General features: G+C 33.7%; 14 protein-coding genes and 1 tRNA gene. 10 read left to right on the top strand and 5 right to left on the bottom strand.

The annotated features are described in order from the left end of the window. Positions 1-75: transfer RNA gene (locus ABIN61_01130), tRNA-Pro, on the bottom strand. A 152-nt stretch (positions 76-227) separates the two neighbouring features. Between ABIN61_01130 and ABIN61_01125 the strand changes: the two genes are divergently transcribed. The 5 genes from ABIN61_01125 to ABIN61_01105 are packed head-to-tail and all read left to right on the top strand — an operon-like array spanning position 228 to position 5,604. Next, entirely contained in the window at positions 228-926 is a 699-nt protein-coding gene (locus tag ABIN61_01125; protein MEO0292809.1) for a tetratricopeptide repeat protein, read from the top strand. Between the two features lie 16 nt (positions 927-942). Then, positions 943-3,666, top strand: coding sequence for an isoleucine--tRNA ligase (gene ileS / locus ABIN61_01120; GenBank protein MEO0292808.1), 2,724 nt, complete (start codon positions 943-945; stop codon positions 3,664-3,666). Further along, the gene (locus ABIN61_01115; GenBank protein MEO0292807.1) at positions 3,650-4,045 is read left to right on the top strand and encodes a TraR/DksA C4-type zinc finger protein; all 396 of its coding nucleotides are present in this window, start codon (positions 3,650-3,652) and stop codon (positions 4,043-4,045) included. Before ileS ends, ABIN61_01115 begins: the two co-directional genes overlap by 17 nt. Next, the gene (lspA, locus tag ABIN61_01110) at positions 4,021-4,536 is read left to right on the top strand and encodes a signal peptidase II (protein MEO0292806.1); all 516 of its coding nucleotides are present in this window, start codon (positions 4,021-4,023) and stop codon (positions 4,534-4,536) included. Before ABIN61_01115 ends, lspA begins: the two co-directional genes overlap by 25 nt. Positions 4,537-4,566: 30 nt before the next feature. Continuing rightward, positions 4,567-5,604: a hypothetical protein gene (locus ABIN61_01105; protein MEO0292805.1), complete on the top strand. Its 1,038-nt coding sequence runs from the start codon at positions 4,567-4,569 to the stop codon at positions 5,602-5,604. A gap of 6 nt (positions 5,605-5,610) precedes the next feature. Here ABIN61_01105 and ABIN61_01100 read toward each other — a convergent pair whose 3' ends face one another. Both ABIN61_01100 and ABIN61_01095 read right to left on the bottom strand, forming a co-directional pair. Further along, positions 5,611-8,094 (bottom strand): DNA polymerase I, encoded by a 2,484-nt coding sequence (locus tag ABIN61_01100; protein MEO0292804.1) that lies wholly within the window; start codon positions 8,092-8,094, stop codon positions 5,611-5,613. Positions 8,095-8,138: 44 nt separating this feature from the next. After that, the gene (locus ABIN61_01095) at positions 8,139-9,248 is read right to left on the bottom strand and encodes a lipid-A-disaccharide synthase-related protein (protein ID MEO0292803.1); all 1,110 of its coding nucleotides are present in this window, start codon (positions 9,246-9,248) and stop codon (positions 8,139-8,141) included. A gap of 72 nt (positions 9,249-9,320) precedes the next feature. On the opposite strand from ABIN61_01095, the gene ABIN61_01090 reads away from it, so the two are divergent. The 5 genes from ABIN61_01090 to ABIN61_01070 all read left to right on the top strand — a co-directional run bounded on the left by ABIN61_01090 (position 9,321) and on the right by ABIN61_01070 (position 13,162). After that, positions 9,321-9,530: a CopG family transcriptional regulator gene (locus tag ABIN61_01090; GenBank protein MEO0292802.1), complete on the top strand. Its 210-nt coding sequence runs from the start codon at positions 9,321-9,323 to the stop codon at positions 9,528-9,530. Positions 9,531-9,638: 108 nt separating this feature from the next. After that, positions 9,639-10,595 (top strand): substrate-binding domain-containing protein, encoded by a 957-nt coding sequence (locus ABIN61_01085; GenBank protein ID MEO0292801.1) that lies wholly within the window; start codon positions 9,639-9,641, stop codon positions 10,593-10,595. Next, the gene (gene pstC / locus ABIN61_01080) at positions 10,595-11,509 is read left to right on the top strand and encodes a phosphate ABC transporter permease subunit PstC (protein ID MEO0292800.1); all 915 of its coding nucleotides are present in this window, start codon (positions 10,595-10,597) and stop codon (positions 11,507-11,509) included. Before ABIN61_01085 ends, pstC begins: the two co-directional genes overlap by 1 nt. Next, entirely contained in the window at positions 11,506-12,363 is an 858-nt protein-coding gene (locus ABIN61_01075) for an ABC transporter permease subunit (GenBank protein MEO0292799.1), read from the top strand. The genes pstC and ABIN61_01075 overlap by 4 nt, the downstream gene beginning before the upstream one ends. Before the next feature lies 1 nt (position 12,364). Beyond that, entirely contained in the window at positions 12,365-13,162 is a 798-nt protein-coding gene (locus ABIN61_01070) for a phosphate ABC transporter ATP-binding protein (GenBank protein ID MEO0292798.1), read from the top strand. 153 nt (positions 13,163-13,315) lie between these two features. On the opposite strand, the gene ABIN61_01065 is transcribed toward ABIN61_01070, so the two are convergent. Then, the gene (locus tag ABIN61_01065) at positions 13,316-13,927 is read right to left on the bottom strand and encodes a hypothetical protein (GenBank protein ID MEO0292797.1); all 612 of its coding nucleotides are present in this window, start codon (positions 13,925-13,927) and stop codon (positions 13,316-13,318) included. Positions 13,928-13,965: 38 nt separating this feature from the next. Next, positions 13,966-15,069 (bottom strand): cellulase family glycosylhydrolase, encoded by a 1,104-nt coding sequence (locus ABIN61_01060; protein ID MEO0292796.1) that lies wholly within the window; start codon positions 15,067-15,069, stop codon positions 13,966-13,968. Between the last annotated feature and the right edge of the window lie 663 nt (positions 15,070-15,732).

Below are 15,732 nucleotides of genomic sequence, written 5' to 3'. Positions count from 1 at the left end.
TCGGGGCGAGTGGATTTGAACCACCGACCTCCAGCACCCCAAGCTGGCGCGCTAACCAGGCTGCGCTACGCCCCGGTATACTTGAATATACTAAAAAAAAATCCACTTGCAAGGGGAGGAAGATTAAACTTTCATATTATGGATGAATAAACTCTCTAAATATTTTTACTTTTTGCCCTTGACATATGAGAAGTTTATATATATTAAAATTAAAAATAGGAGATATTATGTCTGAAGAAAAAGATTTTTTGGAAGAAGGCAAGAGATTAATAGAAATAGGGAGTTATCAAAAAGCCACATTTTTTCTACAAAAGGCTCTTGAGAAAAACCCAGATTACCCTGATATAAATAACCTAATGGGGGTGGCCCTATCTCTTTCAGGCAGATATAAAGATGCAGTGACATATTTTAAAAGAGCAGTTGAAAGTAACCCTGAATATATTGAAGGACATATAAATTATGCGTTAACTCTTAATCAATTAGGAGAAATTGAAGAAGCAAATAAAGAATTTGAAATAGCTGAAAGGCTGGAAAAAGAACGAGACTTAGAAGAGGAAAAGGTTGAATTTTCAATTAGAGCGAGAATCGCAAATGTCCACAAAGAAGCTGCTGTTTTGTATGCGAGCATAGAAAGATATGATGAGGCGATAGAGGAACTAAAAAAAGCCCTTCGGTTTGCACCTAATTTTCACGATATAAGAACAATGTTGGGAGATATTTATATAAAGAAAAAAGATTATGAAAATGCAAAAAAAGAGTTAAAAGAAGTCTTAAGAAGGAGTGGAGATTTTGTCCCTGCCGCTGTAAAGCTTGGTTTTTGCTATTATAAAGAAAACGATAAAGAAATGGCAAGAGAGATATGGGCAAAGGCCTTAGAATTAGACCCTGATAACAAGAGCCTTAAGATGTATCTTGACTTGCCTTAGGAATTTTTAAGAGACAGTGAAGCTTAAAGACACCATAAATCTACCAGAAACAAATTTTTCAATGAAAGGGGATCTTCCCAAAAGAGAACCTTTATTTGTTCAATTTTGGGAAGAAAGGAAGGTCTACGAAAGAGCAATCCAAAAGAGAAAGAATGGGAAATTTTTCATTCTCCATGATGGGCCTCCTTATGCTAATGGACACATTCATCTTGGGCAAGCAATGAATAAAATTGTTAAAGATATTACTGTTAAATACAAAATGCTAAAGGGTTTCTACACTCCCTTTAGGCCAGGTTGGGATGCTCATGGGATGCCTATTGAAAACATTGTTATAAAAGACTTCAAAGAAGATGAAGATATTCTTACTATAAGAAAGGCTTGTAGGGAATTCGCCTCAAAGTGGATTGAAGAACAGAAGAAAGATTTTAAGCGTCTTGGGGTTTTAGGAGATTGGGAGAATCCCTATATAACTATGAGTAAAGAATATGAAGGACTTGAATTAGAACTTTTAGCAAAGGTTGTAGAAAAGGGTTATGTCTATCGTGGTTATATGCCAGTTCATTGGTGTCCAATCTGTGAAACAGCTTTGGCGATCTCTGAGATTGAATATAAAATGATGGAGTCTCCTTCTTTAACTTTTAAAATGGAAGGAGAGGAGTTTGATGCTCTAATATGGACTACAACACCTTGGACCATTATTTCCAATCTTGCTTTGGCTGTTCATCCTGAATACTCCTATGTTGTCATTGAGGTTAATAAGAAAAAGTTTCTGCTTGCCAAAGAACTTCTTAAAGAAAATGTTGAAAAGGGAATATGGAGTAATTATGAAATTATTAAAGAGTTTAAAGGGGAAGAATTAAAAGGAATTGCTTTTAAACATCCTTTTCTTGATAGAAAATCTTCTATTCATCCTGCAAAATTTGTCACGATGAACGAAGGGACAGGAATAGTTCATATAGCTCCAGGGCATGGAAGAGAAGATTATGTCCTCGGAAGAGAAGTCGGCCTTCCTATTTATTCTCCTTTAGATGAAAAAGGGCGATTTACAGAAGAAGCTGGAATATTCAAGGGGTTATCAACGGAAGAAGCTTCAATTAAAGTTTTAGATATATTAAAAGAAAAAGGAAGTTTAATTCACTTTAATAAAATAGAACATAATTATCCAATTTGTTGGAGATGTAAAACTCCACTCATTTTTCGTGCCACAGAACAATGGTTCATTTCAATTGAACACAGAGACCTAAGAAAAAAAGCATTAGAAGTTGTGAGAAACACAGAATGGTATCCTCCTCAAAGTGAAGAGCGAATGTTTGCTGCAGTTAGTGATAGACCTGATTGGTGTATTTCAAGACAAAGAAAATGGGGGGTGAATATTCCTGCTTTCTTTTGTAAGAAGTGTAAAGAAGCACTTCTTAAAAAAGACTTTATCTTAAAAGTTGCCGAACTATTCAAAAAGAATTCCGCAGACTTCTGGTTCCAATTAACACCTGAGGAGATTTTGGGTAAGGGTTATAAATGCGAGAAATGTGGGGGATTGGAATGGGAGAAAGGAACGGACATTTTGGACGTTTGGTTTGATTCGGGAATTTCTTCTTTTGGGGCTTTAGAGGAAGAATTTTGGCCAGCCGATGTGTATCTTGAAGGGCCGGATCAACATAGAGGTTGGTTTAATTCTTCCTTAGTTCTTTCTCTTGCTATAAAAGACGCTCCTCCTTACAGAAAAGTAGTGACGCATGGCTGGATGTTGGATAGTGAAGGACAATCTATGCATAAGTCTCTTGGGAATGTTACAACTCCCTCTGAAATCATAGAGGAATTTGGAGCGGATGTCTTAAGATTATGGATTGCCTCTGTCAACTGGACGTTAGATGTTAGATATGGAAGAGAAATAATACAGAGAACTGTTGACGCTTATAGGAAGATAAGAAATACTTTTAGATTTATGTTGGGTAATACTTATGATTTTAAGGAATCTTATTCCCTTAAGAAAGAAGATTTGTTACCTGTAGACCGTTTTATTTTAATAAAACTAAATAGATTGATAAAAGAAGTCACAAAGAATTACGAATCTCTTCATTACTATAAAGTTTATAGGAAATTTTACGATTTTGTGGTTACAACTCTTTCTTCTTTTTATATGGACATTATTAAAGATCGATTGTATGTAGAAGCAAAGGATAGTAAAAAAAGAAGAAGTGCTCAGACTGTTCTATTTAAATTAGCTAAAGACCTTGCTATAATTATTGCCCCTATTTTATCTTTTACCGCAGAGGAAGTCTGGCAGAATTTATATGGAGAAGATTCAATATTCCTCGCTGATTTTCCAGAACCCGGAGAAGAGACAGAAGAAGATAAAGAACTCTTAGAGAAGTTTGAGAAGATTCTGGAAGTAAGAGAAGAATTTCACAAAATTTTAGAGAAGACTCAAGAAGATGGTTTTATTGGAAATTCTCTTGAAGCAAAAGTTTTTATAAAAAGTAATATAAATGAGCTTGAAGAGATGAAGGAATATTTAAAGGAGATTTTTATTGTTTCCGATGTGGAGCTTACAACTCTGGTGAATTCAAAATATATATATGAAGGAAAACTTGGAGTATATGGGATAGATAAAGCAGAAGGAAAAAAATGTGCAAGATGTTGGATGTTCTCTACAAGTGTAGGTAGAGATAAAGAATTTGAGAACCTTTGTGAAAGATGTGTCAATATAATAAAAGGAGGAAATTTTGAGCTGGAAGATTGATTATGAATATTTTGAGAGAAAGTTGAGAAAAGAGAGAAAAGAGGTTATTGAAGAGATTAAAGCCTTAGAAGCTAAGGTAGAAATTAATCCCTTGGAGGACGGAGAAGAAAATACTCCTTTCCCTACCCATATAGCAGATATTGCTGATGTAGAAAGCAGGATTGATAGAGATTCTTACATAATGAGTCAACTAACACAGAAATTGAAAGACATTGATATTGCCTTACAAAAAATTGCAGATAAAGAATATGGATTTTGTGAAAATTGTGGGATTCAAATAAAAAAGGAAAGATTAAAAGCCATCCCTTACACAAGATATTGTAAAACCTGCGCAGAAAATAAGGAAAGAATAAGTTGGAAAGAGGAAGAAATTCTATAAGTTTTAAGCACAAATTGTTTTTTTCACCAATTTTTATTTCTGTTCTTCTATTAGATCAGGTTACAAAGAAATTGATTATTAAATCTATGTTATATGGAGATTCAAAGATGGTAATTGGAAATGTGGTTAAATTTACCTATATAAGAAATCCAAATTCTGTTTTTGGTCTTAATTTTGGAGGAGCTGTTGTCTCTACAACACTTACTATAATTGCATTTATATTTGTATTATTCCTCTTCTGGAAAAGCGATTCAAAATTTTCTCTTACCAGTTTATCTTTTATAATAGGAGGGGCCCTTGGTAACCTTACTGATAGATTCCTTTATATGGAGGTGATAGATTTTATAGATGTAGGGGTTGGAAATTGGCGCTGGCCGACCTTTAATGTTGCGGATTCTTTTGTAACTATTGGTTTAATTTTACTCATTATTTATTTTGTATTAATTGAGTCTTCTTATAAAAAATCTATTAATAATGAAAGAACACTCTGATCCCCAAAATCTTACAATTTTGTTAAAAGGATGGGATTTTTAGCTTATCATCTTTTATATGTTCAGATCCCTTTAATTATTTTTGAATTTCCTCAAAAAGATTTAAGAGAATTTAGTTGGGTTAACAACACCCCTTCCATTGGTTTATATTCTTACAAAAGTGATTTTATATCTCAGTTTCCTGTTCAAAGATACATTAATCGAACAATCCTTGGAGAAGATGATATTTTCCTAATTTCTCTTAAAGAAGAATATGATACAATTCCTTATTCCTGTCTTAGAATTGTAAATGGTGATTATAAATTGCTTCAGTTTTATTTTGAGAGAAAATTAACCAAGATAGGATATTCTGGAGGAATATTTGGTTCTGGAGAAATTCTTAGAGGTTTTGGCTCTATTTCATTTCCCTTTTTATGTAAAACTCAAATAGTTACTTCTATATATGGGGATGTGTTAAATTTCTCTCTTTCCTCTGATTATCTGTATTTTGAAACAACTAAAGAAAATTGGTGGGGATATTTGAAAATTGGAGATGGAAGATTAGGATTAACCTATGACGATAGGGCGTTCTTTTCTTATTTGGTTCGAGTAAAAGACCCAATATTTTTAGTCATGATTAATTTTGTAGGAGAAGGCTTTTTTAAAGAGGGGAGGGTTAAAGTGAAAAGTTTCTCCATTGCTCCTATTTACATTTTTTCTCTTAATAATTCAATTTATTTCCTTTTTCAAAGAGACCCTGCAATAGGTTTTAAGTCAAAGTATGGAGATTTTGAATTTAGTAAGAATAACTGTCTTTTGGCGATAAATAACGATTTCCTAAAAGCATTTATTAATTATTCGTTTAAAGATTATTCATTTGAGGGTGCTTTACTTCTGAATCTTAGATATCCTTTATATAATAGAAGAATTACCCCTGAAGCTCAGATAACTTTTTGTAAAGAAGATCTTGATCTTAAAATAGGGTTAAAGATTCTCGAAGTAAGATTTTTTTATGAACTTACCGGACTTAAATATGATGGGAATTATAATAAACAGTTCTGGGGTATAGAAACCTTTTTTTCTTTTTAATTACTCTCAATGCGCCTCATTCCAATTCTTTCCAAAAGAATAATCTACTTTTAGAGGAATTCCAACAACTTTACCTGCATTTTCCATTGCGGATATTACAAGTTCTTTCACCTCTTCCTTCTCAAAGCTTGGGACTTCAAAAAGGAGTTCATCATGGATCTGAAGAATCATTTTTGTTTTTAATTCTCTTTTTTCTAATTCTTTGTTTATCTCTATCATTGCTTTTTTTATTATGTCAGCCGCGCTTCCTTGAATCGGAGTGTTTATTGCTATCCTCTTTCCGTACTCTACCTCTTTTGGATTTTTAAGTTCAGGAATTAGTCTCTTTCTACCAAAAATTGTCTTAACAAAACCTCTTTCCATTGCTTTCTCTACAATTTCCTTTTGCCATTTTGCAACTCCAGGATGGGAAGCATAGTATTTCTCTATTATCGCACTTGCCTCAAGATTCGTAATCCCAAGCTGCTTTGAAAGACCAAATGGGCTTATACCATAAATGATTCCAAAATTTACCGCTTTTGCCCTTCTTCTTAGTTCTTCTGAAACTTTCTCTCCTTCTATTCCAAATATTCTTGATGCGGTTTGTAGATGGATGTCAAGATTATTTTCAAAATCTTCTATTAATTTTTCGTCTTTTGAAAGATAAGCAAGAATTCTAAGTTCAATCTGGGAATAATCACAGGAAAGGATTTGACATTCCTTCGGTGCTATAACCGCTTCCCTTATTTTCTTACCTTTTTCTGTTCTTATAGGTAAGGTTTGGAGATTTGGATTTATTGTTGTCAGCCTTCCGGTTGCAGCAACTGTCTGTTGAAATTCAGGATGAATTCGCCCATTTTCCTTGTTTATTGAATTTATAAGAGGAATTATGTAAGCCGTTATAAGCTTATCAAGTTCTCTAAAATTTATCAATTCGGGAACTATTGAATGGTAAGAAGAGAGAAGGGAAAGAACCTCTAAATCTGTAGAAAAACCTGTTTTTATTTTCTTTAAAGGAGGCAACCCAAGCCTTCCAAATAATATTTCTCTAAGTTGTTTTGGAGAACGGATGTTAAATTCAACTCCAGCAAGCCTGTAAATAGATTGTTCAATTTCTTTTAATTCTTTCTCCATAGATTCTTTAAGTTCTTCTAATAAATTTTTGTCAACAAGAATTCCATTTTCTTCCATCTTAAAAAGGACGGGTATTAGAGGTTTTTCTATTTCTTTGTAGATTTCTAAAAGTTCATTTTCTTCCAATCTGTTTTTTAGCTTTACGTAAACTTCATAAATTGAAACAGAAATCTCTTCAGAAGGTCCAATATTTAATCCTTCCTCAATCATAATTCTTGGAAGAGAGTGGTCTCTTCTATTAGGATAAAGTAAATAATGAGCTATGGAGAGATCAAAAACTTCATTTTTAGGGTAAAAACCAATTAAATGCGCAAGCCTTTTCACATCTTCAGTAACAAGGATTGTTTCCTTTCCTTCTTTAATGGATTCTCTTAATCTATTTTTATTCATAATTTCTACTTCTTCACCTGAGGAAACAAAAATTTGATTTTTAATAGGCTCTAAGTAAACGCATAAAGGATATTCCTTCTTTATTTTTAGAGAGCTCACTATCTGATAATTTGTTCTTCCTTTTATTTCTCCAACCCATTCTTTTATCAAAGAATAAAATTCAAGAGACTGTAAAAGACTTCTAAGCTTTTCTACATTTTCTCCTCTATATTTAAGTTCTGAAATCTCCTTCTGTATTGGCACATTTTTATTAAGTTCTATTAAACTCTTCCATTTTTTTGCCTCTTCCTCTTTTCCTTTTAATTTATTCCGGATGGCAGAGTTTTCTATCTCTTCTATATTTAAAAAAATATTCTCAAGACTTCCAAATTTTTTCAATAAAGAAGCTGCTGTTTTTTCTCCAATTCCTTTTATGCCAGGAATATTGTCGGAAGAATCCCCAGAAAGGGCAAGGAGGTCCTTTATTTTCTCTGGAGGAACCCCAAATTTTTCTTCTACCTTATTCCTATCATAAAGTTCTTCTTCTGACTTATGCATATTAAGAACTTTAACTTTATCTGAAACAAGTTGTGTTAAATCTTTATCTAAAGTAAATATAATTGTTTCTAAGTCTTCCCCTTTAACCTGTTCTACAAGGGTTGCTATTATGTCATCTGCTTCATATCCTTCTTTAGTTATTACTGGAAAACCAGCCGCTTCGCAGAGTTCTTTTATATAAGGAAGTTGAACAACAAGATCTTCTGGGGTTTTCTTTCTATGAGCCTTATAAGCACTAAATTCTTCTTTTCTAAATGTTGGATGAGGAAGATCAAAACAAACTGCAGCATAGTCTGGCTTTAATTCCCTTGATATTTTTTTTATAGCTCTTGCAAAACCGAAAATGGCTGAGGTCGGTTCTCCTTTAGAAGTTTTTAGGGGATTGTTAATGAAAGCATAGTAAGAACGATACGAAAGAGAGGAACCATCAATTAACACTAACCTTTTCATAAATCTAAATTTAACTTAAAGAAAGATTAAGTCAAGATAAAGTCTTAAGCTGATTCCATTAAATATATAAATTTGGCTATATTTCTTGCTCCTCCTTCTGGACCAGCTCTCTTTCTTCCTTTTAAAATCAGGCTATCTAATAACTCTTTGTCTTGAATTATTTCTAAAATTTTCTTAGCAATTTTTTTGGGGTTATATTTAAAAACCAAAAAAGCCTCTCCAAGTAATTTCTTCTGCGCTTTAATCCTTCTTCTTGAATTTTGTGCCCCCCCTCCTTTGAATGAAACCACAGGGGTTCCGAGATAAAGAGCTTGTTCACTTGCTGTTCCTGCAAGACTTATAACAATTTTTGACTTTTTTACAATATCAACAAAACTTCCATAACAAAAGTCTATTTTCCCTTTTAGTTCTTTTGAAAGTTTTGGGAGTTTCTCCTTCTCTATAGTTTCAGATAGCGCAACAGCGAAGTGGAGTTTTTCATCTTCTTTTAAGAGCTCCAACACAACTTTCAAAATCAACTCCATATTTTTATACGCTTCTTTTCTTGAACCCGGAAGTAACCCTATTAAAATTTTTCCTCTTGGGGGGTTATATTTCCTTTCTTCTAAGAGCTCATCCATCATTGGATTGCCTAAAAATTGAGCATTGATTCCAAATTTTTTCAGGAACTCTGAGGTAATTTGGTCGTGAACAAAAATAGCTTTTGTTAACCTCTTTATAAAGAACCTCTCAATCGGAAGATGAGGAGCTTTAAGATTGGACTTACACTGGTCAAGAAAGTAAGCTTTCTTATGGAGTGCTATATATCCGAGAAAAAGTAGAGGGGTATCTCCCACTACAACCACAACATTGATATCTTTTTTTAATTTATGGAGCTTGGTAATATAAGAGATAGGAATATAAAAGTTTCTTATTAAATCCAACAAAAGTCCTTTTAAACTTTTTAAAAAAAACCCTCCTGAAGGAGGAGGTGGATGTCCTCCAATCACTTTAATATTTCTCTTTTTGTATTCTTCTCCAAGAGAGATTAGCGGAAAACCTATAATGTTTATATTTTTATTGAATTTCTTTAAGTTCCTTCCAATTAAGGCTCCACTTCTATCTTCTCCATAGGAATTACTCAATATTGCAACATTCATTATTTTTATAATCATAAAATAGAAGAAAAAGTCAAGGACAAAAAGAAGAAAACTTGACTTTGAAGCTATTTATGGCTAAAATATCTTATGAAAACAGATAAGGTTACCTTAAAGATACCGAGACCTTTATATAATAAGCTGAAGAAAATAATCCAGAAATCCGGATTTAGTAGCGTTAATGAGTTTGTGGTATATGTCCTCCGAGATCTGGCCTCTACAGAAGGGAATAAAGAAGAACTTTCAAGTGAAGAAATTAAAATTATAAGGAAACGATTAGAAAAACTGGGATACCTGTAAAAAGGAAGGAATTTTGATCCTAAATTCGAAAAGATTAAAAATTTTACCCTTGACAAAAATTAAATTTTACTATAATTATAGTAAAATTGTAGTATAAAGGGAGGTTTTATGAACAACAAGTGGGTTAGATTTATTCTTATTTTGCTTTTCTTAAGTGGTTGTAAAAGTGGTAGAGAAGAAAGAAGAGAAATTAGGGTTTCTGGGGCTTGGGCTTTATATCCAATGATGCTTGTTTGGGCAGAAGAATACGGGAAAGTTTCCGGTGTTAAAGTCGAAGTCGCGGGAGGAGGAGCAGGAAAAGGAGTTTCGGATGTTTTGAGTGGGCAGGTGGATATAGGTATGGTATCAAGGCCTATAAGAGAAGAAGAAATAAAAGAAGGAGCTTTTTATGTAGCCGTGACAAAAGATGCTGTTGTTGCGACAATAAATTCGAAAAATCCAATTATAAAAGAGATATATAAAAGGGGTTTAACTAAAGAAGAATTAAGAAAAATATTTATGGGAGAGATCAAAGAATGGGGAGAAATTGTGGGAAAGGAACTTAAGGATGATAAAATAATTATTTATGGAAGATCTGATGCTTCAGGCGCGGCTCAGGTGTGGGCAGAATTTTTAGGGAATTATACTCAGGGAGATTGTAAAGAGAAAGCTCATGCAAATTTTGATGGAGATCAAGCTGTTGCACTTGCAGTGAGTAGAGAGAAAAACTCTATAGGTTTTAACAATTTGAATTATGCATACAATATAGAGACTGGCTCTTTTGCAGAAGGAATTCGCCCTGTGCCAATAGACCTGAACGAAAACGGAACTTTAGACCCCGATGAAGATTTTTATAGTAATAGAGAAAAATTCGTTTATAACGTGTCAATTGGAAAGTATCCTTCTCCTCCAGCCAGATTCGAATATCTGGTCTCTAAGGGCCCTTTTAAGGGGGAGGCGAAAAAATTTGTGGAGTGGATATTAAATGAAGGGCAGAAATTTATTGAAGAAAGTGGTTATATTAAGCTTTCTCCAGAAAAACTTCAAGAAGAGATCGAGACTTTAAATCGTGGAAGAAGAAAATAATGAATTTAGAAAAAAGAAGAATAATTTTAAGGCTATTAAAAGAAAAAACAACAAGAAGATGGATGTCTACCTTTACTTTCCTTGTATGTATCTTGTTTCTCTTAATATTTTTAAGTTTGCTAGTTGAGTCAACTTTATTACTTTCTAAATATTCCTTAAAAGAGCTTCTTTTTTCTTCTAAATGGAATCCCGAAAAATACTCTTTTGGATTTTTGCCTGCCATTATTGGGACCATTTATGTAACTATTCTTTCAATGGTTTTAGCTACCCCTATAGCGGTTTTATCTGCAATATACATCTCTGAATTTGCTTCTTCTCAGAAGAGAATTCTTATCTCTTCCTTTATAGATATCCTTGCAGGTATTCCTTCTGTTGTTTTTGGTGTTTGTGCTCTTTTAGTTCTTGTTCCTTTGGTTTCTAATTATATTGGACCTTTAATAGGTGTTGAAACCACAGGAATGTGTATTTTTACGGCAAGTTTAGTTCTTTCTGTAATGGTTTTACCTGTGATCATTTCTCTATCCACTGAAAGTCTTAAATCTTTGCCTGTGGAGTTAAGAGAAGCTTCTCTCTCTTTAGGAGCAACAAAGTGGGAGACGATAAAAAAAGTCCTTTTAAAAGGGGCTGCTCCTGGAATATTTTCTGCAATTCTTTTAGGGTTTGGAAGAGCTTTTGGCGAAACAATGGCTGTGGCAATGGTGATTGGAGGTAAAAATCAAATTCCTTCTTCTCCTTTTTCTGCAGGACAGACACTGCCAAGTCTTATTGTAAGCAGTTTTGGTGAGATGATGTCAATCCCAATAGAGCAATCAGCTCTTGCTTTTGCTGCATTACAACTTTTCTTTGTTGTCACTATTTTCAACTTTCTTGCAAGATGGATAAAAATAAAACTGAAGAAAAGGTGGGGGGTATGAAGTTAAGAAAATTAGAAGAACTTTTCTTTAAGATTCTAATTAGGGCTTCCGTTTTATTAGTTATTTTCCCTCTTTTAAGTATAATAAGCATTGTTCTATTAAAAGGAGGAAAGGTTCTAATTAGTGACCCTAAGATTTTAATAACAACTCCAGGTCCAAAATATTTATTAGGGGGAAAAGGAGGCTTCGTTCATGCAATCCTTGGGAGTCTATATCTTGTTATACCTGCCACCTTAATTGCAAGCGTAATTGGGCTTGGGATTGCAGTTTTTCTACAGCCTGATTACTCAACTCCTAAAATCTCGGAACTCATAAGAATGATTTTAGATATTTTGTGGGGAATTCCTTCTATTGTATATGGGGTGTTTGTCTTGACAATTTTAATATTCATCCAAGGTAAAGGTTGTCTTTTTGCCGGAATTCCAGCCCTTACTTTACTTGAATTACCCATTATAACAAGATATATAGATGAGGCTCTAATAGCAGTTCCTGTAGAGTTGAAAAACGCTACTTATTCAATAGGTGCCAATAAGTTTGAAACTTTGCTAATGGTAAGTAAGTATGCTCTCTCTGGGATTGTCGCAGGAATTTTAATTGGGATGGGAAGAGGAATAGGAGATGCTGCTTCTATTATATTTACTTCAGGAACAAGCAATACAATACCTAAAGGACTTTTTGATTCTGTAACAGCTTTACCAATAATAATTTTTCAACAAGCTAGCTCCTGCTATCCTTCTGTGAGAGAGCACGCTTATGCTGCAGCTTTCATTCTTGTGGTTATTGTGGGAATATTAAATCTAACCTCTCGTTTTCTTACAAAACATTTCTCTAAATATATTCCAAAAGGAAAGTAAGATGCAAAAATCTAAAATTGGTATTAAGGTAAGAAATTTGAGTATATCTTATAAAGACACAATGAATCTTGGTTTAGATAAAGGAATTGTTGCATTAAAAAATATAAATCTTGATATTCCTGAGAATGAGTTAACAGCAATAATAGGTCCTTCAGGATGTGGTAAAAGCACTCTTTTAAAAGCCCTTAATAGACTTCTTGAAGAAAGAGCTGATATAGAGATAAAAGGTGCGGTTTATATCGGAGGAGAAAACATATATGATAGCAAAAAGCCAGTTTATGAAATAAGGAAAAATATAGGATTGGTAGATCAGAAACCCTTCCCTCTTCCTGCTTCTATTTATGATAATGTAGCTTATGGGCCTAGGCTTCATCGGAGGTTAAAAAAAGCAGAACTTGATCGAATTGTAGAAAAATATTTAAGAGTTGTTCATCTATGGGAAGAAGTAAAAGATAGACTTGATTTTCCTGCAGCTAGTCTTTCGATAGGCCAGCAGCAACGTTTATGTCTCGCAAGGACACTTTCGGTTGAGCCAGAAATTATCCTTTGTGACGAAATTACCTCTGCTCTTGACCCAATATCTTCTGAAAAAGTAGAAAATTTGTTGCTTTCTTTGAAAGAAAGATATACAGTTATTATGGTAACCCATGTTTTAAGGCAAGCGAAGAGATTGGCAGATTACGTTGTTTTTATGTATCTTGGAGAAGTAATAGAAGCTTCTCCTAGCGAAAAGTTTTTTAATAATCCTCTTAATGAACTTAGTAAAAAATACATCAAAGGTTTAATGGCGGGATTTTAAATCTTGATAAAAAACTTGTTTTTTTTTAGCCTTTACCTTATAAATTTTTGGAGATTATTCCTCATGGATCCTATATTGTAATGTTTGCTGAGTTTACCAAAATTTATCAGGAAGTATATTTTGATATAGAAAAACTTTCAAATATCACCTCTTTTATTCTTGCTCAAATATCTTCTTTATCTCTTTCTCATATTTCTTCACCACTTCCCAGTTCTTTCTTAAGGCTTTTGTTTCCTCTGTCTCTTCCTCTTTTTCCAAATTTTTTAGGCTTTCTCTTATCTCTTGTTTCTGTTCTTCCGGTATATTAGGATTTTCAAGCATTTTCTTCATCTCTTCTCTTACCATTCCCATAGACTGCCCCATCTGTCCATAAAAGAAGGAACTTATAATTTTAGAATAAGTTTCAAAGAAACTCTCAAAAGTGAAACCATATCCTTTTAACTCTCTATCAATCTCATCCTTATATTCCCTCCATTCTTCAAGAATTCTCATATCAGCAAATAAGTTTTTATCTCCTGCTTCTGCCCAATTCTCAATCTTTTTTCCATGCCTTTTACAAATCTCAATAAAGGTTGGACAAGCTTTAATAAATAACTCCACTTCCTTTTCGGTTAATAGCAAGTCTTTAGTCTCAGCTTTTTGTCCTTTTTTCTCGTATATCCGTGTTTCTTCGGTTCCCTTTGTTTTTTCTTTTTTCTTCCCACAACCTATTGATGCAAAAACGCTAAGGAAGAGCACCACGGATAAAAAAATAAATCTTTTCATATCCTCTACCTCCTCTTCATTTTTTAAAAATTTCTCCATCATTTAGCCGTTAAAATTGAAATAAGCCTTTTCTTAGGAGAACCATCTTTCTCGAAGATTGGGAAATCTCCTTTATAGCACCAGTGGGAATATGCAATGCCATTTGCTTTAAAAATATCACAAATATCCTTATACCAGCGAAGAGCAATCTCCTCGGGAATTGTTGGATAAATTCCAAATTCTCCACAGTATAAAGGCAAATTTTTATCTTTTGCCACCTTTATCGCAGGAGCCATTTCTTTTTCCAAAGAGTCTTTTGTGAAATATCCATTTGCATATTCTCTCATTGCCTTAACTGTAGGTTCAGAAAGATCTTTATAATGTAATGTATCTACAATTTGTCCTGGATAATTTACCTCCCCCTTATATTCGGCAATAGGGGACCATGGAGCTAAGTGATGGGTAAGAGCCATTGGAGTGTAGAAATGGAAGCTTAAAATAATATTTTTATCGTTCTCAGGAATTTCTAAGTCAGGAAAAGTTGAAGGGATCTGCCATTTATTTGACCCCACCACTATTTTTCTTTCTGGCTCTTTGACTCTAATTGCTGATATCACCTTTCTAAGGAGATTGTTCCAATCCCCAGGGTCTTCTGCCACAGCTTCATTTAAAATTTCATAAGCCACCATACTTGTTGGGTATCCCGAGAGTTCTTCTGAAAGCTCTCTCCACAAACCTACTAATTTTTCCTGCTCCTTTGGTTCGGTCCATAAAAGGTTTCTTTCTGTAATGAAATGATGGGAACGAATAATGTGTAAATCTACAATGACTCTCAAATTATTTTCAATCGCCCATTTAATTGCACTATGAAGTAATTCAAAAGCTTCTTTTTCCTTATTTCCTTCTTCATCCCAAAGCTGAACCTCGTCTATAGGGATCCTTACATGGTCAAATCCTAAAGATGCAATTTTCTCGAAATCAGCTTTTGTAATATAACTTTTTCTCTCTTCACCTCTTTTATCACTTTGCGATAGCCAGTGGCTGACATTAACCCCGGCTCTGATTGAAAATTCTTCTTTCGCTTCATCCTGCCTTATATTAGAGGAGCATGCCCAAAAAAAGAATCCGACAAGCATTAAAAACCTCATACTCTTCTCAATCATTTTTCCACCTCCTAATATTTTGTAATGAAGTAAAAAAATCTACATCAAAAACTTTCTATGTCAAGTTGCTTTTTCTCCTCTCTTGTTAAATCCAAAGCAGGGGGACACTTTGTGGAGGTTCTGGGAATAAAGAGGGTAGATTTAAATATAAACCTAAAAATTGTTGGTTAGAAGAATTAAGGAGTTGCAATGATTGTTAAAATAAATCTCTTCCTTTTAAAGACAAACAAAAAAAGGAGGAAACACGTTCTTATTATCAATAAGGACGAGGTTATAAAAATATGCAACCCTTTGATAAGGTAAAAATTCGTTTTGAGATGGTAAAAATGCGAAAGAAGACTCTATAGAGATGTAGCCCGTATTTTTAATACAGGAAGACCTACCGTTTACAAATGGCTTAAAATTTGATAAATATGGCATAGAAGGCTTATATAACCCTTCCAGAGCTCATCAGGGAGTCCATAATAAGACACCCAAACACATAGAGGATCTTTAGAAAAACGCAAAGAGAAGGGTAAAATGTCAATAAAGGTATTGGTTAGAGATTTCTAAGTTCCTGTTTCCCATGAAACCGCCAGAAGGATTTTACATGCGAGAGGAATTACCTAGAGAAAAGAGAGAAGGAAAAGGATGGCTTTTAATGCTTTCGAACAGGTAGAATAT

It is taken from the genome of candidate division WOR-3 bacterium (assembly GCA_039804165.1).
Classification (GTDB): Bacteria; Hydrothermota; UBA3072; order UBA3072; family UBA3072; genus JAFGHJ01.
The sequence above is the reverse complement of the archived record's forward strand: the minus strand, read 5'-3'. Positions and strand labels throughout refer to the sequence as shown.